The sequence below is a fragment of the Streptomyces sp. NPDC006384 genome (assembly GCF_042870695.1).
GTDB lineage: Bacteria > Actinomycetota > Actinomycetes > Streptomycetales > Streptomycetaceae > Streptomyces.
The window spans coordinates 175,311-197,436 of sequence record NZ_JBIAHR010000001.1; the positions used below are offsets into that span (position 1 = coordinate 175,311).

Annotated in this window: 18 protein-coding genes; 6 read left to right on the plus strand and 12 right to left on the minus strand. The window is 72.8% G+C overall.

Annotated features, from left to right (window positions below; genetic code table 11):
• Window positions 1-446: 446 nt before the first annotated feature.
• Both ACFYOJ_RS00835 and ACFYOJ_RS00840 read left to right on the plus strand, forming a co-directional pair.
• Window positions 447-2,267 (plus strand): RICIN domain-containing protein, encoded by a 1,821-nt coding sequence (locus ACFYOJ_RS00835; protein ID WP_388596071.1) that lies wholly within the window; start codon window positions 447-449, stop codon window positions 2,265-2,267.
• A 100-nt stretch (window positions 2,268-2,367) separates the two neighbouring features.
• The gene (locus ACFYOJ_RS00840; RefSeq protein WP_356552312.1) at window positions 2,368-3,399 is read left to right on the plus strand and encodes a LacI family DNA-binding transcriptional regulator; all 1,032 of its coding nucleotides are present in this window, start codon (window positions 2,368-2,370) and stop codon (window positions 3,397-3,399) included.
• A gap of 62 nt (window positions 3,400-3,461) precedes the next feature.
• Here the strand turns inward: ACFYOJ_RS00840 and ACFYOJ_RS00845 are convergent, their stop codons facing one another.
• From ACFYOJ_RS00845 to ACFYOJ_RS00860, 4 genes are all read right to left on the minus strand, one after another.
• The gene (locus tag ACFYOJ_RS00845; RefSeq protein ID WP_356552310.1) at window positions 3,462-5,831 is read right to left on the minus strand and encodes a glycoside hydrolase family 3 N-terminal domain-containing protein; all 2,370 of its coding nucleotides are present in this window, start codon (window positions 5,829-5,831) and stop codon (window positions 3,462-3,464) included.
• A 78-nt stretch (window positions 5,832-5,909) separates the two neighbouring features.
• Window positions 5,910-6,824 carry a carbohydrate ABC transporter permease gene (locus ACFYOJ_RS00850; RefSeq protein ID WP_356552308.1) on the minus strand — a complete coding sequence of 305 codons (915 nt, stop codon included), beginning with the start codon at window positions 6,822-6,824 and terminating at the stop codon, window positions 5,910-5,912.
• Window positions 6,821-7,672: a sugar ABC transporter permease gene (locus ACFYOJ_RS00855; protein ID WP_356552566.1), complete on the minus strand. Its 852-nt coding sequence runs from the start codon at window positions 7,670-7,672 to the stop codon at window positions 6,821-6,823. Before ACFYOJ_RS00855 ends, ACFYOJ_RS00850 begins: the two co-directional genes overlap by 4 nt.
• A 95-nt stretch (window positions 7,673-7,767) precedes the next feature.
• The gene (locus ACFYOJ_RS00860; protein ID WP_356552306.1) at window positions 7,768-9,039 is read right to left on the minus strand and encodes an extracellular solute-binding protein; all 1,272 of its coding nucleotides are present in this window, start codon (window positions 9,037-9,039) and stop codon (window positions 7,768-7,770) included.
• A gap of 284 nt (window positions 9,040-9,323) precedes the next feature.
• On the opposite strand from ACFYOJ_RS00860, the gene ACFYOJ_RS00865 reads away from it, so the two are divergent.
• Window positions 9,324-9,500 (plus strand): hypothetical protein, encoded by a 177-nt coding sequence (locus ACFYOJ_RS00865; protein WP_356552304.1) that lies wholly within the window; start codon window positions 9,324-9,326, stop codon window positions 9,498-9,500.
• A 181-nt stretch (window positions 9,501-9,681) separates the two neighbouring features.
• On the opposite strand, the gene ACFYOJ_RS00870 is transcribed toward ACFYOJ_RS00865, so the two are convergent.
• Entirely contained in the window at window positions 9,682-10,659 is a 978-nt protein-coding gene (locus ACFYOJ_RS00870; RefSeq protein ID WP_356552302.1) for a pirin family protein, read from the minus strand.
• 127 nt (window positions 10,660-10,786) lie between these two features.
• Here ACFYOJ_RS00870 and ACFYOJ_RS00875 point away from each other — a divergent pair, with 127 nt between their 5' ends.
• Genes ACFYOJ_RS00875 through ACFYOJ_RS00885 form a run of 3 tightly spaced genes read left to right on the plus strand, consistent with a single transcriptional unit; the run spans window position 10,787 to window position 13,046 of the window.
• Entirely contained in the window at window positions 10,787-11,539 is a 753-nt protein-coding gene (locus ACFYOJ_RS00875; RefSeq protein ID WP_356552565.1) for a 5-oxoprolinase subunit PxpA, read from the plus strand.
• Complete coding sequence (locus tag ACFYOJ_RS00880) at window positions 11,536-12,192, plus strand: allophanate hydrolase subunit 1 (RefSeq protein ID WP_356552300.1); 657 nt, start codon at window positions 11,536-11,538, stop codon at window positions 12,190-12,192. The genes ACFYOJ_RS00875 and ACFYOJ_RS00880 overlap by 4 nt, the downstream gene beginning before the upstream one ends.
• Window positions 12,189-13,046, plus strand: a complete 858-nt coding sequence (locus tag ACFYOJ_RS00885) for a biotin-dependent carboxyltransferase family protein (RefSeq protein WP_356552298.1) — start codon at window positions 12,189-12,191, stop codon at window positions 13,044-13,046. Before ACFYOJ_RS00880 ends, ACFYOJ_RS00885 begins: the two co-directional genes overlap by 4 nt.
• A gap of 294 nt (window positions 13,047-13,340) precedes the next feature.
• Here ACFYOJ_RS00885 and ACFYOJ_RS00890 read toward each other — a convergent pair whose 3' ends face one another.
• The 7 genes from ACFYOJ_RS00890 to ACFYOJ_RS00920 form a co-directional block, all read right to left on the minus strand.
• The gene (locus ACFYOJ_RS00890; RefSeq protein WP_356552296.1) at window positions 13,341-14,933 is read right to left on the minus strand and encodes an MFS transporter; all 1,593 of its coding nucleotides are present in this window, start codon (window positions 14,931-14,933) and stop codon (window positions 13,341-13,343) included.
• Between the two features lie 196 nt (window positions 14,934-15,129).
• Window positions 15,130-15,600, minus strand: a complete 471-nt coding sequence (locus ACFYOJ_RS00895; protein ID WP_356552294.1) for a MarR family transcriptional regulator — start codon at window positions 15,598-15,600, stop codon at window positions 15,130-15,132.
• 263 nt (window positions 15,601-15,863) lie between these two features.
• On the minus strand, window positions 15,864-16,889 hold the full coding sequence (locus ACFYOJ_RS00900; protein ID WP_356552293.1) for a LacI family DNA-binding transcriptional regulator: 1,026 nt from the start codon (window positions 16,887-16,889) through the stop codon (window positions 15,864-15,866).
• Between the two features lie 133 nt (window positions 16,890-17,022).
• Complete coding sequence (gene rhaS / locus ACFYOJ_RS00905; protein ID WP_356552291.1) at window positions 17,023-18,111, minus strand: rhamnose ABC transporter substrate-binding protein; 1,089 nt, start codon at window positions 18,109-18,111, stop codon at window positions 17,023-17,025.
• A gap of 56 nt (window positions 18,112-18,167) precedes the next feature.
• The gene (locus ACFYOJ_RS00910; protein ID WP_356552289.1) at window positions 18,168-19,205 is read right to left on the minus strand and encodes an ABC transporter permease; all 1,038 of its coding nucleotides are present in this window, start codon (window positions 19,203-19,205) and stop codon (window positions 18,168-18,170) included.
• Window positions 19,198-20,253, minus strand: a complete 1,056-nt coding sequence (locus ACFYOJ_RS00915; RefSeq protein WP_356552287.1) for an ABC transporter permease — start codon at window positions 20,251-20,253, stop codon at window positions 19,198-19,200. Before ACFYOJ_RS00915 ends, ACFYOJ_RS00910 begins: the two co-directional genes overlap by 8 nt.
• Window positions 20,250-21,779 (minus strand): sugar ABC transporter ATP-binding protein, encoded by a 1,530-nt coding sequence (locus ACFYOJ_RS00920; protein ID WP_356552285.1) that lies wholly within the window; start codon window positions 21,777-21,779, stop codon window positions 20,250-20,252. Before ACFYOJ_RS00920 ends, ACFYOJ_RS00915 begins: the two co-directional genes overlap by 4 nt.
• Window positions 21,780-22,126 lie beyond the last annotated feature (347 nt).

The window sequence follows — 22,126 nt, forward strand, 5'->3', positions numbered from 1 at the left end:
CCGGGCGGCCCGCCCGCCCCCCCCCCCCGCCCCCCCCGCCCGCCCGCCCCGCCCCGCGCCCCCCCCCGCCCCGCCCGCCGCCCCCCCCCCCCCCCCCGCCCCCCCCCCCCCCCCCCCCCCCCCCCCGGGCCGTCGCGGAGAACCGACCGAGGCGAGGCACCGGCATCCCGGTGCCTCGCCTCGGCGCGTTCCGGCCCCTGCGGCGGGGGCCGGCGGGCGAGGCGCGCGGCGAAACCCTTTCGTGAGCGGACCGGTGACACGGCGATGCCGTGTCCCGATACTTTCCAGCAGCCGGCACACGGCCCAGGAGTGCACGGGCACCTCCATGCGACCGCTGGTGCCGTTCCGCCTCGCCCCGAAGCCCGCCCCGGAGGCGTTTCCCCCTGTGCGTCACGGCCGGCGGGTCGGGGCTGCCCCGGTGCGCACATCCCCTGGAGGAGCCGCAGTTGAAGCACGCATCGATACGGAAGAGTCTCGCGACGGTGACCGCCGCGGCGGCCGGGGCGGCACTCGTGCTGGCCCTCGCGCCGGACGCGTCGGCCTACCGGCCCGGCCCGTCGGACCTGTACACGGCCCAGAACCCGGCCTGCAACAAACGGCCCTGCGTCCTGTACCCGAAGTCGGCCCAGCTGCCGAGCGGCCGGATCGTGGCGGCGTTCGAGAACAGCCAGGGCGACCCGGTCGGCCAGACCATGCCCCTGTACAAGAGCGACGACCACGGCACGACCTGGCAGAAGCTCACCGACGTCGAGGCCCCCGCCCGCCTGTCCGGCGACCCGCGGTACGCGAAGTACACCAGCAACTGGACCAACCCGTACCTCTACGTCCTCCCCCACGACGTGGGCCGCATGAAGGCCGGCACCCTGCTCCTGGCGAGCGTCGTCTCCGGCGACGACGCCTACTACCGCGAGCGGAAGGCCGCCGATCCGGACTGGCAGCCCTCCGGCGACGGCGACCGCAGGGACGTCTCCATCGCCCTGTACTCCAGCACCGACGACGGCGTCACCTGGGGCTTCGAGAACATCGTCGCCGCCGGCGGCTGGCAGGGCGGCGGCGGGACGAACCGCTCGGCCGCCAACACGGCCGGGCAGCAGGACCCCGTCTGGGAACCCCACCTGATCGCCCGGGACGGCAGGCTCATCGCCTACTACTCCGACGAGAACGAGTTCACCGGCCACGACACCACCACCGGGATCCCCGTCCCCGACCCGGACAACGCCACCGCGGCCGACCCGGGCACCCAGATCCTCGTCCACAGGACCTGGGACGGCACCAGCGCGTCCTGGAGCGCCCCGGTGGTCGATGTCCCGGGCACCACCGTGCGGTCCGGCGGCAGGAACCTCATCGGCGGCGGGCGCCCCGGCATGACCACCGTCGTCCCGACCACCGACGGCAAGTGGCTGCTGACCTACGAGTACTGGGGCGGCGGCTCCACCGTCCGCCACCGCGTCGCCGACGATCCGCAGAACTTCCGCTCGGGCGGTGACGCGCCGATCGACGCGCTGCCCGTACCCGGCGGGGGCCGCGCGCCGGCGGCGGGCGGCAGTCCGGTCCTCGCGGCGATGCCCGACGGGCGGATCGTCTACAACGCGTCCGGCAGCGGCAGCGTCTGGGTCAACGAGTCCGGTGCCGCCACCGGCACGTGGAAGGAGTACCAGACCCCCGTCCCCGCCGGGTACAGCCGCACCCTCCAGTACGTGGAGGGCACCGGCCGGATGCTGATCCTCCAGGCGTCCTGGGCGGGCGGAAGCATCGGGCCCGTCAGGTACGGCGAGGTCGACCTCGGGCACTCCGACGGCGACTACCACACCCTGGTCAACCGCCGCACCGGCCAGGCCCTCGGTCCCGAGAACGGCAAGACCCAGGACGCGAACCTCACCGGCGACGTCCCCGACCTCGTCACCCTCCCGGTGTCCGCGAGCGACGACACCCAGCGCTGGCACCTGACGGAGAAGGGGGACAGGGTCACCCTGCTCAACAAGGCCGGCGGCCGCGCCACCGGCATCTGGACCGGCGCCGCGACCCCCGGGCAGAGGCTCGCCCAGTGGGTCGACGACGGCGCCACCGACAAACAGTGGACCCTCGTCCCCACCACCGACGGTCACTACAGGATCCGCTCGGCCCGGAACGGCGACCTGTACCTCACGGCCGGGGCCCCGGGCGGCGCCGTCACCGTGGAGACGGCCACCGCCGACGCCGCGCAGGAGTGGCGCCTGGTCCGCGAACCCCGGTCCGGTGACGCCGCCCGGAAGCGGAGCAGAGGGTAGGTGCACAGGCGGCGGGCGCCGGAGGCTTGTCCGCCGGTGCCCGCTGCTGTTGGCTGGCGGCGGAGCAGACCGGTGCCGGACCGGTGGAGAAAGCGGGAAAGTGACCGTTCAGGGCAAGGGACAGCGGGAGGCGCAGTACGGGATGCTGACGGGCATCGCCCAGGAGGCGGGCGTGTCCCTCAGCACCGTCTCCAAGGTGGTGCACCGGCGGCGGGACGTCGGCCGGGCGACCAGGGAACGGGTCGAGGAGCTGCTGGCCCGCCACGGCTACGTCCGGCCGTGGGAGCGGGACCCGGAGGCGCCGCGTCAGATCATCGCGGTCTTCCGGGACCTGTCGGGGCCCTACACCCTGGAGGTGGTCCGCGGGATCGTCGACGCGGCCGGTGAGCTGGGTGTGCACGTGCTGACCGGCACCACCGGCAGACGTTCCCTCTCGCAGTGGCTCCAGGAGTGCGTGGCGCTGGACGCGGCCGGGCTGATCGTCGTGATCTCGATGGTGACGGAGGAGGACCAGCGGCGCATCGTCGAACAGCGGCTGCCGGTGGTGCTGGTCGACCCGCTGAGCGCTCCCACCGAGGACATCCCGAGCATCGGGGTGACGAACTGGAGCGGCGCCAGGGACGCGGTGCGCCACCTGATCGGTCTCGGGCACACGCGGATCGGCATGGTCGCGGGGCGGTCCCACTCGCTGGCGGGCGCGGCCCGGGTGCACGGCTACCGGGCCGCGCTGGAGGAGGCGGGGATCGGCTACGACGCGGCCCTGGTGCGCTCGACGGACTTCGACTACGAGGAGGCGCTGGCCGCCGCCCGGCACCTGCTCGGCGCCGGGCGGCGGCCCACGGCCGTGTTCGCGGCCAGTGACGCGCAGGCGCTCGGGGTGCTGGAGGCCGCCCGGCAGCTGGGGCTGCGCGTGCCGGACGACGTGGCGGTCATGTCGTTCGACGACACGCTGGTGGCGGCCATGGCGAGTCCGCCGCTGAGCGCGGTGCGCCAGCCGTTCGAGGAACTGGGCCGTGAGGCGACCCGGGTGCTGCTCGACGTGGCGGACGGCCGGCCGCCCGCGTCGCCGCGGGTGGAACTGGCGACGCGGCTGGTGCTGAGGGCCTCGACGGCCGCCCCGGGCGGCGCCTGAGCCCGCGGGAAGGGGCGGCCGGCCCCGGGGACCGGCCGCCCCTTCCCGCGGGCGCGTGCCGTTCAGCCGCGCGTGACCGTCACCGGCACCGCGTGGTGCCGCAGGACCGACGCGTCACGCACCCCTCCCACCAGGGTCACCACCGCCTCGGCCGGGGTGTCGGCGCTGGAGGAGCCGGCGTGCAGGAGGATGTCGCCGGGCTCGACGATCCGCCGGCCGTCCAGGCCCGTGAAGGCGAGGCGGTCGGTGTGGACGTCGAAGGCCACGGTCACCTCCTCGCCGGGCTCCAGGTGCACCTTGGCGAACCCCAGCAGTGCCCGTACCGGCCGGGTGACCTGGGCGAGCGGGTCGGTGAAGTACAGCTGGACCGTCTCCGCGCCGGGGAGCGGCCCGGTGTTGCGCACCCGCACCGAGGCCGTGAAGGCGCCGTCCGTGGTGGTCCGGCGGCGGTCGGTCTCCAGCCCTTCGACCGCGAACGTGGTGTACGCCAGGCCGTGTCCGAAGGGGAAGGCGGGTGTGGGGTCGAGGTTGGACAGGAAGCTCTGCCGGTCGCCGAGCGGCGGGTGCAGATAGGTGTACGGCTGCCCGGCGGGCGAGTTCGGGATCTGGACGGGCAGTCTGCCGCTGAAGTTGGCGGCGCCGGAGAGGAGTTCGGCGACGGCGCGGCCGCCTTCCTCGCCGGGCAGGAAGACCTGCACGAGGGCCGCGGCGTCCGGCGCGAACCGTCCCACCGCGTACGGGCGGCCGCTGTTGACGACCAGGACGACCGGCTTCCCGGCGGCGAGCACGGCCTCGACGAGTTCCTCCTGGACGCCGGGCAGGCGCAGGTCCTCGACGTCGCACCCCTCGCCGGAGGTGCCGATGCCGAACATGCCGGGCCGGTCGCCGACGACCAGGACGGTGAGGTCGGCCGCGGCACTCGCCCCGACCGCGGCCCCGATGCCGGAGCGGTCCTCCTCCCGGACCGGGCAGCCCTGCGCGTACACCCAGTCCACCCCGGGGAGTTCGGTGGCGAGCGCCGCGCGCAGGGACACGGCGTCGACGCCGTCGCCGAGGTCGTCGCGGTCGGAGAGGACGTGGTTGGGGAAGCTGTAGCAGCCGAACATCGTGCGTACGTCGTCGGCGCAGGGGCCGATCAGCGCGATCCGTCCCGTGGACGGCAGGGGCAGGGTGCCGTCGTTCGCCAGCAGGACGGCACTGGACTGTGCGACGGCGTGTGCGAGGGCGCGGCTCGCCGGCTTGTCCAGGTCGAGTCCGCCGGCGCGCAGCGCGGTGGGTTCCGGGTCCCAGTCCGGGTCGAGGAGCCCCAGTTCGATCTTCTGCCGCAGTACCCGGCGCACCGCCCGGTCGACGTCGGCCTCGTCGGCGTCCCCGCGTCGTACGGCCTCGACCAGGGCGGCGCCGAAGCCGCGCTGGTCCGGCAGTTCGACGTCCATCCCCGCCGCGAGGGCGAGCGCCCCGGCGCCGGGGAGGTCGGCCGCCACCCGGTGGGCGTTCACGAGGAAGGGCAGGGACCAGTAGTCGGAGACGACGGTGCCCTCGAAGCCCCACTGTTCGCGCAGGACGGTCGTCAGCAGCCACCGGCTGGCGGCGGGGGCCTCACCGTCGATCTCGGCGTAGGAGTTCATGACGGATCCCACGCCGGCGGCGACGATCCGCTCGAAGGGCGGGAGGACGACGTCGGCCAGTTCGCGGCGTCCGATGCGGGCGGGCGCGTGGTTGCGGCCGCCCATGGAGACGGAGTACCCGGCGAAGTGCTTGAGCGTGGCGTGCACCCCGGCGCTCTGCAGGCCGAGGACGTAGGCCTCGCCCATCTCGCCGACCAGGTACGGGTCCTCGCCGTAGGTCTCCTCGCAGCGGCCCCAGCGGTAGTCGCGGACGACGTCGACGACCGGGGCGAGGCCCTGGTGGACGCCGGCCTCGGCCATGTCGGCGCCGATGGCCGCGCCGACCCGGCGGATCAGGTCCGGGTCGAAGGTGGCGGCCATGGCGAGGGAGGTGGGGTAGATGGTGGCGCCGTAGGCGGTGAAGCCGGTCAGGCACTCGTCGTGTGCCATGGCCGGGATGCCGAAGCGGCTCTGCGCCATGATCTGCCGCTGGCGTTCCGCCAGGAGGCGGGAGTGCTCCAGGGCGGGGCGGGGCACGGTGCCGTAGGGGCGGGTGAGCTGGCCCAGGCCGTGGCGGGCGGTCTCGGTGAGCGGGCCGGCCGGGGCGAAGAGACTGGTGCCGGGGGCGACCTCGGGGCCGGCGGGCTCGACGTCCTCCCAGCCGCTGCTGAGCTGGGCGGCCTTCTCCTCGAGAGTGAGGCGGGCGAGCAGTGCCTCGACTCGTTCGGCCGTCGGCAGCGTGGGGTCGGCCCAGGGCCGGTCGTCCGCCGTCCGCCCGGGGTGTTCGCGGTGCGGCGCGTCGTGTTCCGGCGTGGTGGTGCTCATGCAAGTGCTCCTCGTGGGCGTTTCTGGGCATGCCGGGGCCGGCCGGGCGGACGGCCCGGCCGTTTCCTCCGGGATGCGTTACTTGGAGAATCCGGCGGTCAGTCCGGCGACCAGCTGCCGCCTGGCCAGGACGAACACCACCAGCATGGGAAGGGTGGACAGCACCACCGCGGCCATGGTCGCGGGCACGTCGATGCCGAACTGGCCGCGGAAGAGGGTCAGGGCGAGCGGCAGCACGGCCTTGTCGCCGCTCTGGGTGAGGATCAGCGGGAACAGGAAGCCGTTCCACACCTGGAGGCCGTCGTAGACGGCGACCGTCATCAGGGCGGGGCGGGCCATCGGCGCGACGAGCGAGAACAGCATGCGCCAGTCGCCGGCGCCGTCGACGATCATCGCCTCGAACAGCGAGCGGGGGATGTCCCGCAGGAAGCTGACGAGGATCATCACCGTGACCGGCAGCGCGAACGCCGCCGAGGGCAGCACGATCGCGAGCAGGCTGTCGTACATCTGCATGCGGATGATCAGCAGGTAGACCGGGATGATGACCGCCTGCAGCGGGATGGCCAGGCCCAGCAGGTACAGCCGGAAGGACAGGCGGGACCAGGGGGTGGAGTACCGGACGATGCTGAAGGCGGCCATCAGGGCGGTGGCCACGGTGAGCGCGACGGCCCCGGCGGTGACGACGGCGCTGTTGAGCAGGTAGGTGGTGAAGTCGCCGTCGAGGACGGTCCGGTAGTTCTCCAGGGTCGGGTGGCCGGGCGGGGCCAGCGGGCTGTCGGTGGTGAAGTCGGTGCGGGTGCGCAGGCTGGTCACGACCAGCCAGTACACGGGGACGAGGACGACCGCGGTCCACAGCAGGGCGGCGGCGCCGGAGAGCGCGCGGCGCAGGGGGGTGCGGGCGCGTCGCGGGCGTGCGGCGGCGGACCGCACCGGGGTCCGGGTGGCGTGCTGCGGCCCGTGTGCGCCGCGTGTCTTGGTCAGGGTGGTGCTCACAGGCCCTCCTGCTGGCTTTCCATCCGGGTGAAGCCGGACAGGCGGGTGGTGAGCAGCGACAGTCCGAGGCCGAACACCACCAGGAGCGTGGCGAGCGCGCTGGCCCGGCCCATGTCGTGCGCCTGGAAGCCGGTGATGTACATGGCCAGGGGCAGTACGCGGGTCGCGTCACCCGGCCCGCCGGTGCCGCCGGACAGGACGAAGATCAGGTCGAAGTAGGTCAGCGAGCCCACCAGCATGAGCGTGCTCGACGTGACGAAGGTGTACTTCAGCTGCGGCAGCGTGATCCGCAGCAGACGGGTCAGCGGCCCGGCGCCGTCGATGGCGGCGGCCTCGTACAGGGAGACGGGGATCTGCCGGACGCCGGCCTGGTACAGCAGGGCGTGGAACGGCACGAACTGCCAGGCGATCACGAAGATCACCGTGTAGAGGGCCAGGTCGGGCGAGCCGAGCAGCGGCCGGGCCAGCCAGTGGAGTCCGGGGGTGGAGCCGATGCCGAAGGACGGGTCGAGCAGGGCCTGCCAGGTCAGGCCGATCGCCACCGCGGACAGCAGGAGCGGGAGGAACCACAGCACGGCGAGGAAGGCGCGTGTCCGGCCGCGGGGGGCCTGGAAGAGGCCGAGCGCCAGCGCCAGCGGTGTCTGGACCACCCAGCTGACCAGCATCACCTTGACGGTGAGCCACAGCGCCTGCCAGGTGGCGGTGTCGGTCAGGACGGCGCTCCAGTTGCCGAGCCCGTTCCAGCCGACGGCGCCCAGGCCGTCCCAGTCGGTGAGGCTGAGCACCAGCACACCGCCGAGCGGGACCAGGCCGAACAGGCCGAACAGGACCAGGGCGGGCGCGGCCATCAGCAGGCCGCCGACGCCGCGCCGCCCGCCACGGGCCGTGCCCGGCCGCGCCGTGCGGGGCGCGGCCGGGGACGGCGTACGCGCGACCGACGCCATTACTTCGCCGCCTCGCTCATGTTCACGCCGAACCGCTCGGGCTCGATCTGCCCCAGGAACGACTTGTCCACGTTGGTCAGCAGCGGGTCCGCCTGGTCCGAGGGCAGGTCCTGGTCCCAGGAGAGCTGGAAGTTCGGGGCTTCCGACACCAGGCCGTGGACGAAGGCCAGCCACTTCCTGTCGTCGGCCGACTTCACCTCCGCCAGCCGGGAGTCCAGCCTGGTGACGGGGGGCACGCTGCCGGCGGCGAGGTAGGCGCCGATCTGGTCCTCGTTCATGACGTAGTCCTTCAGATACGTCAGCGCCGCGTCCTTGTTCTTGCTCGCCGAGTTCAGCGACAGGAAGTTCGACGGGTTGCCGACGATGTTCTTCGGGTCGCCCGCGCCGCCGGGCAGTGCCGGGAAGGGGAGGTAGCCGAGGTCCTTCTTCACGAAGTCCGGTGCCGCCTTGACCATGTTGGCGTACTCCCAGGTGCCCATCAGCTCCATGCCGGCCTTGCCGGTGTAGAGCAGGGCCGTGGAGGCGCCCTGGTCGTAGTTGACGGAGGAGGCGTTGTCGCCGAAGGCGCCGGCCTCGGCGAGTTCCCGGAGGCGGGAGTTGGCCTCGGTGACCGCCGGGTCCTTCCAGGCCGCCGTGTCCCCGGAGGCGATCCTGTGGAACACCTCGGAGCCGCCCTCGCGGTCCAGGAGGTACTCCAGGTGCATCAGCGTCGGCCACTTGGAGTTCGCGGCGAGGGATATCGGGGTGACCTCGGCGTCCTTGAGCTTCTTCACGGCGGTGAGCAGCTCGTCGTAGGTCTTCGGCGGCTGGACGCCGGCGTCCGCGAGGACCTTCTTGTTGTAGAAGAGGACGACCGGGGCGAGTCCGTTGGCCGGGACGCCGTAGACCTTGCCCTGGAACTCCGCGCTCTTCAGCACGCTCGGCATGAAGCGCAGCAGGTTGACCTGGCTGTCGTCGACGGGGTCGACCTTGCCGGCCTCGACGTAGTCGTTCAGGGCGCCGCCGCCCCAGTTGAAGAAGAGGTCGGGGGCCTGGTTCGCGCCGAAGGCGACGCGCAGCTTCTGCTTGTAGTCGTCGTTGGCGAACAGCCGCAGGGTGATCTTCTCGTCCGGGTGGTCCTTGTTGTAGGCGTCCACGGACTCCTTGAGGATCGTCTGGTCCGTCAGCGCCCACATCGTCAGGCCCTCTCCCGAGGCGGTCGTGGAGGGGCCGGACGATCCGCACGCGGTGAGGCTCAGCGCCGCCGCGGCGGCGACCACGGGGACGCTCACGCGCCGTGCCTTCGCCGGGCGGTTTTCTCTGCTGCCAAGTCCCGGGAACCCGTGCATGTTCAGTCTCTCTTCTGTTCGGATTGCTCTGTCCGTGCGCCAGGCCGGCGACCGGGCGGCACGAAAGGCTTTCGGAAGCGCTCGGTGCGGGCGGTCCGCCTGATGAACCGGGAGACTGGCACGGATTTCACGACCGGGACAAGGAAGGGAAATCCCTCGGTTACGAAAGGCTTTCGCAGGTACGCGGAGGGCGCGTCCGAAGGAAGCGCGGCGGCAGGGACAGTGTCGTGACCGGGATGCCGGACCTGGCCACGGGCCGCTTCACCGAGCCGTGGGGGGTGGCCGACGCCGTCGTGCCGCCGGCGTCGCCGCGCTCCGGCGGTGCCGCGGGCGCCGAGTTCGTCGTGGGCGGCCGTCTCCCGCCTCTGCACTCCCTGGCCCCGGGGGGGTGTCCGTTGCGGTGAGGGACGACAAGGCCGAGCGGTCGGCCGCTCTTGTGGCGGCGCACCGGGAAGCCGGCTCCACCGAGCCGGTACGGGTCCTTCGCCGAGGCGTCCCCCGTCTCCGGCGCCCGTCTCCGTCCACGGCCGGCAAAGGCCTCGCCGACCGGGCAGGACGCCCTGTCCGGGCTCGTGTTTCCGCGGTTCAGCGTGGGTTTCGCCGTGGCTTCAGGGGTGTGTTCGGCAGTTCGGGCGCGGGCAGGGGGGCGCCGTCGTAGCCGTGCACCTCGCCGAAGCGGTCCCCCTTCGCCCAGTCCTCGCGGGCCCGCGCGATCTCCTCGTGCGTCCGGCAGACGAAGTTCCACCACATGACGATCTCCTCGTCGAACGGGGTCCCGCCGAGCAGCACCGCGCGTGCCGGCCCGTCGGACTCGTTGCGGAGCGTCAGGGTGCCGGCGCCGGGGCGTGTGCAGCCCAGTTCCGCCGGGCGCAGCAGGGTGCCGGCCAGGCGGACGTCCCCGCGGTCCACGAGGAGGCCGTGTTCGAAGCGGGGGTCCACGGTCAGGGTGAGCGAGGCGTGCGGGGCGAGGGTGATCTCCGCGCCGAGGAGGGGGGTGAAGGTCGGCACGGGTGAGACGGAGCCGGCCAGCCGGCCCAGGAAGACCCTGGTCTCGGCGCCGTCGGTCCGTACGGGCTCGGGCACGTGGTGCCGGAAGTCGCTCGCGGTGTGCCGGTGTTCGTCCGGGAGGGCCACCCACAGCTGTACGCCGTGCAGGACCGTGGTCCGCGGGGTGGAGACCTCCGAGTGGCTGATGCCGTGCCCGCCGGTCATGAGGTTCAGCTCGCCGGGGCGTACCAGGGCGTGGGTGCCGAGGCTGTCCCGGTGCTCGATCTCGCCGCTGAACAGCCAGCTCACCGTCTGCAGTCCGGTGTGCGGGTGCGGGGCGACGTCCATGCCCCCGGTGAGGGTGACGTCGTCGGGGCCGTAGTGGTCGGCGAAGCACCAGGCTCCGATCATGGACCGGGTGCGCTGCGGCAGCGTGCGCCGGACCGTCATGGCGCGGGGGCCGCCCAGCGGCACGTCGCGCGGGGTGAGCACCTCGACCCGCGGCGCGTCCGGCCGCTCGGCGTCGTCCGCCGCCGCGCAGCGGACTTCCCCGGGGTTCTTCTCGGCATTGCTCACGGAGAGGCACTTCCCGTCGTCATCGTGTTTTCGATTTCAACTGTCCGTCGTTGTGGCGCATTCCGGCCGTGCCGGGGAAACCTTGTCGGACCGCTCGATGATCCCTTACGTTCGGGAGGTGAAGAAGGTGATCGACCTCAACGCGGACCTCGGTGAAGGTTTCGGCCGCTGGACCCTCACCGACGACGACGCCCTGCTCTCCGTCGTCACCAGTGCCAACGTCGCCTGCGGTTTCCACGCCGGCGACCCTTCCGTGATGCGGCGCGTCTGCGACCTCGCCGCCGAGCGCGGGGTGCGCATCGGCGCCCAGGTGTCCTACCGGGACCTGGCCGGTTTCGGGCGGCGGGCGATGGACGTGCCCGCCGGTGAGCTCGCGGCCGAGGTGGCCTACCAGATCGGCGCGCTCAGGGTCTTCGCGGAGGCGGCCGGGGCCCGGGTGGCCTATGTGAAGCCGCACGGCGCGCTCTACAACCGCACCGTCCACGACGCCGGGCAGGCCGGTGCCGTGGTGGCGGGCGTGCGGCTCGCGGGCGGGGGCCTGCCGGTGCTGGGCCTGCCCGGGTCGCGGCTCCTGGCCGCCGCGCGGGAGGCCGGTCTCGCCGCCGTGCCGGAGGCCTTCGCCGACCGCGCCTACACCCCCGAGGGCACCCTCGTCCCGCGCCGCGAGCCGGGCTCGGTGGTGACGGACGGGGACGCGGTCGTACGGCGCGCGGTGGCGTTCGCGGTGGACGGCGCGGTCGAGGCGGTGGACGGTACGACGGTCGCGGTCGCCGCCCGTTCCCTGTGCGTGCACGGCGACACCCCGGGCGCGGCCCGGACCGCGGCGCGGGTGCGTGAGGCGCTGGAGACGGCGGGGGTCGGGGTCGGGGCGTTCGCATGAGCCCGGCCCCGCTCCCGACGGTCCGCCCCGCCGGGCGGCACGCCCTCCTCGTCGAGCTGCCCGACGCCGAGCACACCGCGGCCTTCCACGCCGAGCTGCTGCGGCGGCGCGCGGCCGGGGCGCTGCCGCCGGTCGAGGAGATCGTGCCGGGGGCGCGGACCGTGCTCCTGGACGGGGTGCGGGACCCGGACGCGCTGGCCCGTCTGCTCGCCGGCTGGGAGGTCACGCCCGGGGAGGCGGACGACGGGGAGGCCGTGGACATCGCCGTGCGCTACGACGGGCCGGACCTCGCGGAGGTGGCGGCCCTGTGGCGGGTGGCGCCCGGGGAGGTCGCCGGGCTCCACTCCTCCTTCGTGCACCGCGTCGCGTTCTGCGGTTTCGCGCCGGGCTTCGGCTATCTCACCGGGCTCCCGCCGCATCTGCACGTGCCTCGCCGCGCCACGCCCCGCACGCGGGTCCCGGCCGGGGCGGTCGCGGTGGCCGGCCCCTACAGCGCCGTCTATCCGCGCTCCACCCCGGGCGGCTGGCGGCTGATCGGCAGCATGCCGGACCCAGGCCGTCTGTGGGACCCCGCGCGGGAGCCGGCGGCGCTCCTCACCCCGGGCACCCGGGTGCGTTTCGTCCCGGCGGACGGTACGGACGGTGGGGTGTGAGCGGCGCGCTGACGACGGTGCGGGCCGGTGCCCTCACCACGGTGCAGGACGCGGGCCGGCGCGGCCACGCCCACCTGGGCGTCCCCCGCTCCGGCGCCCTGGACGCGGGGGCGATGCGGCTCGCCAACCGCCTGCTCGGCAACGATCCCGGTGCCGCCGTCCTGGAGACCACCCTGACCGGCTGCGCCCTGCGGCCCGACCGCGCCGTCACCGTGGTGGCCGGCGGCGCGCCGTGCCCGGTGACGGTGGACGGGCGTCCGGCGCCCTGGGGCGCCCCCGTGCGGGTGCCCGCGGGTGCCGTCCTGGACGTGGGGGCGGTGAGTGCGGGTGTGCGCACGTACGTCGCGGTCGCCGGAGGCATCGCCGTCGAGCCGGTCCTCGGCAGCCGCTCCACCGACCTGCTCTCCGGGCTCGGCCCAAAACCCCTGCGCGACGGGGACGTCCTTCCGCTGGGCGCCCCGGCGGGGCGGGCGGCGCCGGCGGTCGCCGTTCCCTGGCCGGGACCGCCCGCCGAGCTGGTCCTCCCGGTCAGCCCCGGCCCCCGGGCCGACCGGTTCACCCCGGCCGCGCTGCGCACCTTCACCTCGGCGGCGTACCGCGTCTCCCCGCACAGCAACCGCGTCGGCCTGCGCACCGAGGGGCCCGCGCTCGCACACGCGTCGACGGCCGAACTGCCCAGCGAGGGCATGGTGCTGGGCGCGGTCCAGGTCCCGCCGGACGGGCGTCCCGTGGTGTTCCTCCACGACCATCCGACGACCGGCGGCTACCCGGTGATCGCCGTCGTCGCCGAATCCGCCCTCGCGGCGGCGGCCCAGGCGCCGGCCGGGACACCGGTGCGGTTCACACCCGGCTGACGCGGAAGGCGGAAGCACCCGGCCCGCGCGGGCCGGGTGCTTCCGCCTTGGACTCGACTCCACGCACGGGGAGTTGGCGCCCTGGTGATCGTTCGTACGCTCCCGTTCACGGCGAGGCGCATACCTACCGGAGCGCTGGCCGCAGGGGCGCTCCTCGTGCCGCCGGATTCCCGTTCGTGGTACGGGCGAGGCCCCGGGTCCGGCCGGTGCGGGAACCCCCGTTCTCACGGAGGTCCCGCTCGGTCCGGCCGGGCCCCGGGGTCTGCGCGCGTCGGTGACGGATCGCCTCCGGCGTCAGTGGCCGGCCGTGTCGGGCCTGCGGCGCACACCGGCGGCGGCCGTCACGGCGCCGAGGACGCACAGCACTCCGGCGACCAGGGCGGCGGTGTGCACGCCGTTCATGAACGCCTGGTGGCTGCCGTCGATGACGGCGGCCTTGAGCTGGGCGGGCATCGCGTCGGAGACGGGTGCGACGCCCATCGCCACGGCGTCCTTGGCCTCGCTCAGACCGGCGGCGGCCTGGGCGGGCGCACCGGCGGAGGTCAGTTCGCCGGTGAGAGTGGAACCGACGCGGCTGCTGATGAGCGAGACGAGCACGGACGTGCCGAGGGCGCCGCCGATCTGCAGGGCGGTCGCCTGCAGGCCGCCCGCCACGCCGCCGTCCTTGACGGGCGCGTTGCCGACGATGGCGTCGGAGGAGGACGACATCACCATGCCCACGCCCAGGCCGAGCGCGATGAACGGCGGCCACATCGTGGCGTACGACGAGTCGACGCTCCAGCCGAGCATGGCGAAGCAGGCGACGCCCTGGAGGGCCATGCCGAGCGGCATGGTGAGCCGCGGCCCGAACCGGTCGGTGAGCGCCGCGCCGAGCGGGGAGGCGAGGACCGAGGCCAGGCTCAGCGGCAGCGTGCGCACGCCGGCCTCCACGGGCGTGAAGCCGCGCACGTTCTGGAGGTAGAGCATGACGAAGAAGATCACGCCGAGCAGTACGAAGAAGTTCAGCGCGGTGATGACCGTGCCGATGGTGAGTGCCGGGTTGCGGAACAGGCGCATGGGCAGCAGCGGGGCCGCCACCCGCGTCTCGTGGAAGCCGAAGGCGAGCAGGATCACCAGGCCGGCCCCGATGGCGCCGAGGGTGCCGCCCGAGGTCCAGCCCCAGGTCTCGCCCTTGACGACGCCGAAGACGACGGCGAGCAGACCGAGCGCCAGCAGGATGACCCCGGGCAGGTCGAACTTCTCGTCCGCCGCGCCGCCGCTCCTGGTCTGCGGCAGCACGATCGTGCTGAAGACCAGGGCCAGGACGCCGATCGGGGCGTTGATGTAGAAGACGGACTCCCAGTTGACGTGCTGCACGAGCAGTCCGCCGACGATGGGGCCCAGCGCGGTGGAGACCGAGGAGACCATGGCCCAGATGCCGACCGCCATGCCGAACTTCTTCGGCGGGAAGACGGCCCGCAGCATGCCGAGGGTGTTGGGCATCAGCAGCGCACCGAAGAATCCCTGTACCGCGCGGAAGGCGATGACGCCCTCGATGGATCCGGCGAGGCCGATGGCGACGGACGCGACGGTGAAGCCCGCGACGCCGATCAGGTAGAAGGTGCGGCGTCCGAACCGGTCGCCGAGCTTGCCGCCGAGGATGAGCGCGGCGGCCAGGGCCAGCAGGTAGGCGTTGGTGACCCACTGGAGATCGGTGGTGGAGGCGTTCAGGTCCCGGCCGATCTCCGGGTTGGCGATGGAGACGACGGAGCCGTCGAGGCCGACCATGAACAGCCCGAAGGCGACGGCGATCAGCGTCAGCCAGGGGTTCGCGCGCCGGCCGCCCGGCCGCTCGGCGGGCGGGGCGTGGGTGCGCGCGGTGGAGGGGTCGGAGATGGCGGAAGGCATGGGTGTGCCGGTCCTCTTTCACGTTTCGGGGGTGGGGGTCACGGGCGGGAAGGAGCAGCGGCACAGCGGCGGCTCCCCCTCCGCGCGGAGGGGGGAAACGGCTGCCGCCCCCTGGAGGGGCGGAGCGCGGAAAGGGTACGGAGGGGCTCTTCCGGCCCCGCCGTAACAGGACCCCGGCCTGTCGGAGGGTCCGGGGTCAGTCGCGGTCGTGGAGGTGCCGGCCGAGCGCCGAGAGCGCGCCCAGCGCCGAGCCGAGCGCCGCACGCTCACCGTCGGTCATCGCGCGCAGCGCGCGGGCGATCTGGGCGGCCATCACGCGCTCGGCCTCGGTCAGCCGCTGCCGTGCGGTCGGCGTGAGGTGCAGATGCACGACCCGCTTGTCGGCGGGGTCGGGCCGTCGCTCCAGCAGTCCCTGCTCGGTGAGCTGGGTCACCAGGGCGCTGACGTTGTTCGGCTTCATGAGCAGCGCGTCCGCCGCCGCACGCACGGTGGTCCCGTCGTGGGTGTGCACGTGCCGGAGCAGTGCGAGCTGGGCCTCGGGGGGCTTGGGGTACGGGAAGTCCTGACCGACCCGCCGGTCCAGAGCCCGGGACAGCGCCGGCAGACACGCCACGAGCCCTGCGGCCACATGGTCGATGTCCTGCGCGGACGGACTGTTCTCGGGCATGACCGAGAATCTACCTATAGGACTATAGGTATGTCAAAGTAGCTATTCCGGAAGCCCCCTTCCGTCGGCCCGGCCGCACGCCCGTCCGGCCGCAGTCGGACAATGCGGTGCGGCCGGCGCAGGTCCTGGACCCGGTCCCGCGGGCCGGCCTGAGACGTGAGGTCCCTGCCGGCCCGCACGGTGCCGGGCTGACGCCTTCGGCGAGGTGGTCTTCACGGTGACCGGAGACAGCCGTGATCACCGTTCCGGGCGGAGGGAACTCCTCAGTGCCCGGGCAGGCTGGAACGCCTGACGACCAGTTCGGGCTGGAGCACGACCTGCCGGTGGTCATGGGTCTGCCCTCGGTCCTGCGACTCGGTGTCCTCCAGCAGGAGTTCGGCGGCGAGTGCGCCCATGGTGACGGCGGGCTGGCGGACCGAGGTGAGCGGGACGGCCGCCGCGGCGGCGAACTCGATGTCGTCGTACCCCACGATGGCCAGATCCTCCGGCACCCGGACACCCGCCGCGTACATGGCCTGCAACAGCCCCAGCGCCAGCAGGTCGTTGGCACAGAAGACCGCGGTGGGCCGGTCGGCCAGACCCAGCAGACGCGCACCCGCGTCACGCCCCGCGGCCACGTCCAGACGCTCGGTGGGCAGCTCCCGCAGCGCTCCCGCCCCCAGCCCCGCCTCCACCAGCGCACCCAACGCCCCCGTACGCCGGTCACGGACCTGATGCAGACCCGGCGGACCACTGACATAGGCCAGACAGCGGTGCCCGGCGTCCAGCAGATGCCGCACCGCCAGCGCACCCCCCGCCACGTCGTCCACCGAGACCGAGCACTCGGCGGCCCCCTCGGCGACCCGGTCCACCAGCACGAAGGGAATACCGTGCCGCCGGAACCCCTCGATGTTGCGGCCGGTGGCGTCGGCCGGGGTCAGCAGCACCCCCCGCACCCGCTGCTCGGCGAAGAGCGCAAGATACTCCGCCTCCTCCGCCGCACTCTGCGCGCTGTTGCACACCATCACTCCCAGCCCCGCCTCCCGCGCCGCCCGCTCGGCACCCCGCGCCACGTCCACGAAGAAGGGATTGCCCATGTCCAGCACGAGCAGCCCCATGATCCGGCTGCGGCCCGCCCGCAGCTGACGCGCGGACTCGCTGCGCACATACCCCAGCCGGTCGATCGCGGCCAGCACCCGCGCCCGCGTCCCGGCCGCGACCGTCTCCGGACGGTTGATGACGTTGGAGACCGTGCCCACGGATACTCCGGCCGCACGGGCGACGTCCTTGATACCCACCGAAGGGACCATCGGGCAGAGACCTCCAGGATCGAGGGGCGACAGGTGGACCGCGTGCGCCTCCTGTCGCCCTGCGAGCGGACCGGGCCTGGCCGAGCCTGACCGCGAGGCGGGACACAGAAGCACCGCATCGGTGCTTCCCGGTCTAGAAATCGAACTGGTCGATGTTCCCGGCGTTGAACACGGTCGGCTTGCCGAGGGTGATCACGCCGTCCTTGCCGATGGTGTATTCGCCCATGGCGTCGGCCTTGAAGGTCTCGCCCTCCTTGCCGGTGATCTGGCCCGACTCCAGGGCGACGGCGGTGCGCGCGGCGAGTTCGCCGAGCTTGGCCGGGTCCCACAGCTCGAACGCCTCGACGGTGCCGTTCTTGACGTACTTGCGCATGTCGTTGGGGGTGCCGAGGCCGGTCAGCTTGACCTTGCCCTTGTACTTGGAGCCGGACAGGTACTGGGCGGCGGCCTTGATGCCGACGGTGGTCGGGGAGATGATCCCCTTCAGGTCCGGGTACTCCTGGAGCAGTCCCTGGGTCTGCTGGAAGGACTTCTGGGCGTCGTCGTCCCCGTAGGCGATCTCGACCAGCTCGATGTCCTTGTACTTCGGGTCCTTCAGCTCCTCCTTCATGTACTCGATCCAGGCGTTCTGGTTGGTCGCGGTCTGCGCGGCGGACAGGATCGCGATCTCGCCCTTGTAGCCGATCTGTTCGGCGAGCAGCTGCACCTCGGTGCGGCCGAGGTCCTCGCCGGAGGCCTGGGAGACGAAGACGTTGCGGCACTCGGGCCTGGTGTCCGAGTCGTAGGTGACGACGCTGATGCCGTTGGTCATGGCCTGCTTGAGGGCGGTGCACAGGGCGCCGGGATCCTGTGCGGAGACCGCGATGGCGTCGACCTGCTGCTGGGTGAGGGTGTTGACGTAGGAGACCTGGCCGGAGGTGTCGGTGCCGCTGGAGGGGCCGACCTCCTTGTAGTCGGAGCCCAGTTCCTTCAGGGCCTTCTCCCCGCCCTTGTCGGCGATGGTGAAGTACGGGTTGTTGACCTGCTTCGGCAGGAAGCCGACGGTCAGGCCCTTCCTGGTCGCGGCGTTCGGGTCCGCCTTGCCCGCCGCGGCGTTGCCGGCGCCCTCCTTCGCGGCGTCCTCCTTGGTGGTGCCGCCGCAGGCGGTGGCGCCGAGGGCCAGGGCGACGGTGACGGAGAGGGCGGCGGTCAGCCGGCGGGCTCCGGACGGGGCAAGAGACATGGCGAGTCCTGGTTCCTTCGGTACGGGAGGGCGGGCACTGGGGCGTGGGGCGGGGGTCAGGGGGTGACGGTCGGTGGTGCCGAGGGGGCGGCGGCAGCCTTCCTGCGTGCCCTGGAGCGCGCGATCTCCCGGCCGGTGCGCGGGGCGAGCACGGACAGGACGAGCAGCACGCCGGTGACGACGATCTGCGACTGCGCGGAGACGTCCTGCAGGCTCATCACGTTCTGCAGCGTGCCGAGCAGGAAGACGCCGGCGATCGCGCCGCCGAGGGTGCCCTTGCCGCCGTCGAAGTCGATGCCGCCCAGCAGCACGGCGGCGATGACGGACAGTTCCAGCCCCAGGGCGTTGTCGTAGCGGGCGCTGGCGTAGTGCAGGACCCAGAAGACGCCGGTGAGGGACGACAGGACGCCGGTGCCGACGAACATGGCCAGCTTGAGCCGCTTGACGCGGATGCCGGCGAACCGCGCCGCCTCCTCGTTCGCGCCGACGGCGAACAGGCAGCGGCCGACGGACGTGGCGTGCAGGAGCACGGCGGCGATCGCGAACAGGACGACGAAGGGGATCGCGGCCTTGGGCACGAACGAGTCGCCGATGCGGCCGGCGCCGAAGTCCAGGTACCGCATCGGGAAGTCGGTGACCGAGTCGGAGCCCAGGACGATCTGGGCGATGCCGCGGTAGGCGGCCATGGTGCCGATGGTCACGGCGAGGGAGGACAGTCCGAGGCGGGTGACCAGCAGGCCGTTGACGAGTCCGCAGACCACGCCCAGCAGCGCGCACAGCACGATGATCGTCTCGATCGCCATGCCCTGGTTCCACAGCGCGCCCATCACCGCGCCGGAGAGTCCCGCGGTGGAGCCCACCGACAGGTCGACCTCGCCGGAGACGACCAGCATGGTCATCGGCAGGGCGATCAGCGCGATGGGGAGGGTGTTGCCGATGAGGAACGACAGGTTCAGCGTGTTGCCGAAGTTGTCGATGAAGGAGAAGGAGCAGATCAGCAGGGTCAGGAGCAGCGCGCCGACCACGGTGTCCCAGCGGAGCGCGCCGCTCAGCCGTGCCAGGGGGGCGGCCTTGGCGGTCGTGGGGTCAGGCATGGCGGGCGCTCCTCAACTGTGCGGCCTGCCTGCGCAGCACCGAGGCGACGCGCAGGGCGAGGATCCGGTCGACGGCGATGGCCAGCAGCAGGAGGGTCCCGTTGATGGCGGTGACCCAGACGGAGCTGACGCCGAGGGCGGGCAGGACGCTGTTGACGGAGGTCAGCAGCAGCGCGCCGAGCGCGGCGCCGTAGACGCTGCCGGAGCCTCCGGTGAAGGCGACGCCGCCGACCACGACGGCGCTGACGACGGTCAGTTCGTAGCCGCTGCCCGTGGCGGAGTCGACGTTGCCGAAGCGGGCCAGGTAGAGCGCTCCGGCCAGCCCGGCGAGGGCGCCGCACAGCACGTACGCCGTCATGATCCTCCTGCGGACGGGGATGCCGGCGAGTGCGGCCGCCTCGGGGCTGGAGCCGAGGGCGTACATGTCACGGCCGCTGCGGTAACTGCGCAGGTAGTAGCCGACGGCGAGGAGGACGGCCGCGGCGAGCAGCGCGAGATGGGGGACGAACAGGATGCCGCCGGAGCCGAAGTCGACGAAGCCGTCGGGCAGGGCGTCGGCGGTGATCTGCCGGGAGCCGACCCAGAGGGAGTCGATGCCGCGGACGACGTACAGGGTGCCGAGGGTGACGACCAGTGCCGGGACCTTGCCGAAGCTGACCAGGGAACCGTTGAGGAGGCCGAAGAGGGCGCCGAGGGCGACGGCGAGCAGTACGGCGGTCAGCGGGCCGCCGCCGTGCTGCAGGTGGTCGCCGGCGGCGAAGGCGCTGATGCCGAGGACGGAGCCGACGGAGAGGTCGACGTTGCGGGTGATCACGACGACGGCCTGGCCGGTGGCCACCAGTACCAGGATGGTGGCGTTGAGCAGCAGGTCCTTGACGCCCTGCTCGGACAGGAACGCGGAGTTGGACACCTGCGTCGCCAGGAGCATCAGCACGAGCACGGCGGCCACGGCCAGCTCACGGGCCTTGAACACCTTGTCGATCAGACGCCGTCCCGCGGCGGGGCCGGTCGGTGCCTCTTCGCGCACCGGCGGAGCGGTCACGCTCATGCCGCCTTCCCCCCTCGGTCCGTCCGGCCGGTGGCCGCCGCCATCACGGTTTCCTCGGTCGCCTCGGCGCGGGTGAGTTCCGCGGTCAGCCGGCCCTCGTGCATGACGAGCACGCGGTCGGCCATGCCGAGGATCTCGGGCAGGTCGGAGGAGATCATCAGGACCGCGACCCCCTCCGCGGCCAGCGACGACAGCAGCCGGTGCACCTCGGCCTTGGTGCCGACGTCGATGCCGCGGGTGGGCTCGTCCACGATCAGCACCTGCGGCCGGGTGGCGAGCCACTTGGCGAGGACGACCTTCTGCTGGTTGCCGCCGGACAGGGTGCCGACGAGGTCGGCGAGACGGGCGTACTTCACCTGGAGCCTGACGGACCAGTCGACGGCACGGCTGCGCTCGGCCCTGCGGCTCATCAGTCCGCCGCGGACGGTGTCGCCGAAGCCCGTCAGGTTGATGTTGCGTTCGATGGACATGTCCATCACCAGTCCCTGGGCCCTGCGGTCCTCCGGGACCAGGGCGAGGCCCGCCCTCATGGCCACGCTGGGCGCTCCGGGCCTGAGCTTCCTGCCGAGGACCTCGACCTCGCCGCCGTCGAAGCGGTCGACGCCGAACACGGCGCGCGCGACCTCGCTGCGGCCCGCCCCGACCAGTCCGGCCAGGCCGACGATCTCACCGTGCCGCACCTCGAAGGAGACGTCCGTGAAGACGCCCTCGCGGGTCAGCCGCCGCACGCCGAGGGCGACGTCCCCGATCCGCGTGGTCTGCTTGGGGTAGAGCTCCTCCAGGTCCCGGCCGACCATCCGGCGCACCAGGTCGTCCTCGGTGAGTCCCTCCAGGGGCTCGCTGCCGATCAGGGCGCCGTCGCGCAGCGTGGTGACGCGCCGGCACAGCTCGAAGATCTCCTCCAGGCGGTGGGAGATGAAGAGGACGGCCGCGCCCTGGTCGCGCAGGGCGCGTACGACGCCGAACAGGCGGGCGACCTCGCTGCCGGTCAGGGCGGCGGTCGGCTCGTCCATGATCAGCACGCGGGCGTCGAAGGAGAGCGCCTTGGCGATCTCGACGAGCTGCTGGTCGGCGATGGACAGGCCGCGGGCCGGCTGCCCGGGGTCGAGGGCGACGCCGAGACGCCGGAACAGGTCCGCGGCGGCCTGCTCGACCGCTCGGTGATCGACCCGGCCCAGGGAGCGGGTCGGCTGGCGGCCCACGAAGATGTTCTCGGCCACCGACAGGTCCGGGAAGAGCGTGGGCTCCTGGTAGATGACGGCGACGCCGGCGTTCCGGGCGTCGGCGGGACCGTGGAGGACGACCGGGGCGCCGTCCAGCAGGATCCGGCCCGTGTCGGGGCGGTGCACGCCGGCGAGGATCTTGATCAGGGTCGACTTGCCCGCGCCGTTCTCACCGGCCAGAGCGTGTGCCTCCCCGGCGTACAGGCGCAGGCTGACGTCGCGAAGCGCGCGCACGGCACCGAAGGACTTGCTCACCCCCTCCAGTGCGAGCACCGGAGGGGACTCCGGTTCAGGGTGCGTCATTGCGTGTCTCCATGGTGTGCCGAAGGTGTGCGCCGAGAAAGGAACCGGGCGCATGGGCGCTGTCCGCACTGCCGACCTGTGATGAATTGTTTCAATGAGCTGACGGGAAGCTAGCCCCGCCCATCACCCAGGTCAAGGGGGCGGACGGAAATCAATCCGCAGACGACATCCCGCACCCGTCCGTCCCTCACAACATGCCGCTGGAGTGCAGGAAGAGGCAAGAAGGCGACCCATTACCCGCCTTACGGCACGATTGGATAACGCCGGACGCGGGGGTTGCGCCAACGCTTGACGTGAATACGACGAGCCACTATCTTCCGCAAGATATTGAATCGATTCACAATCAC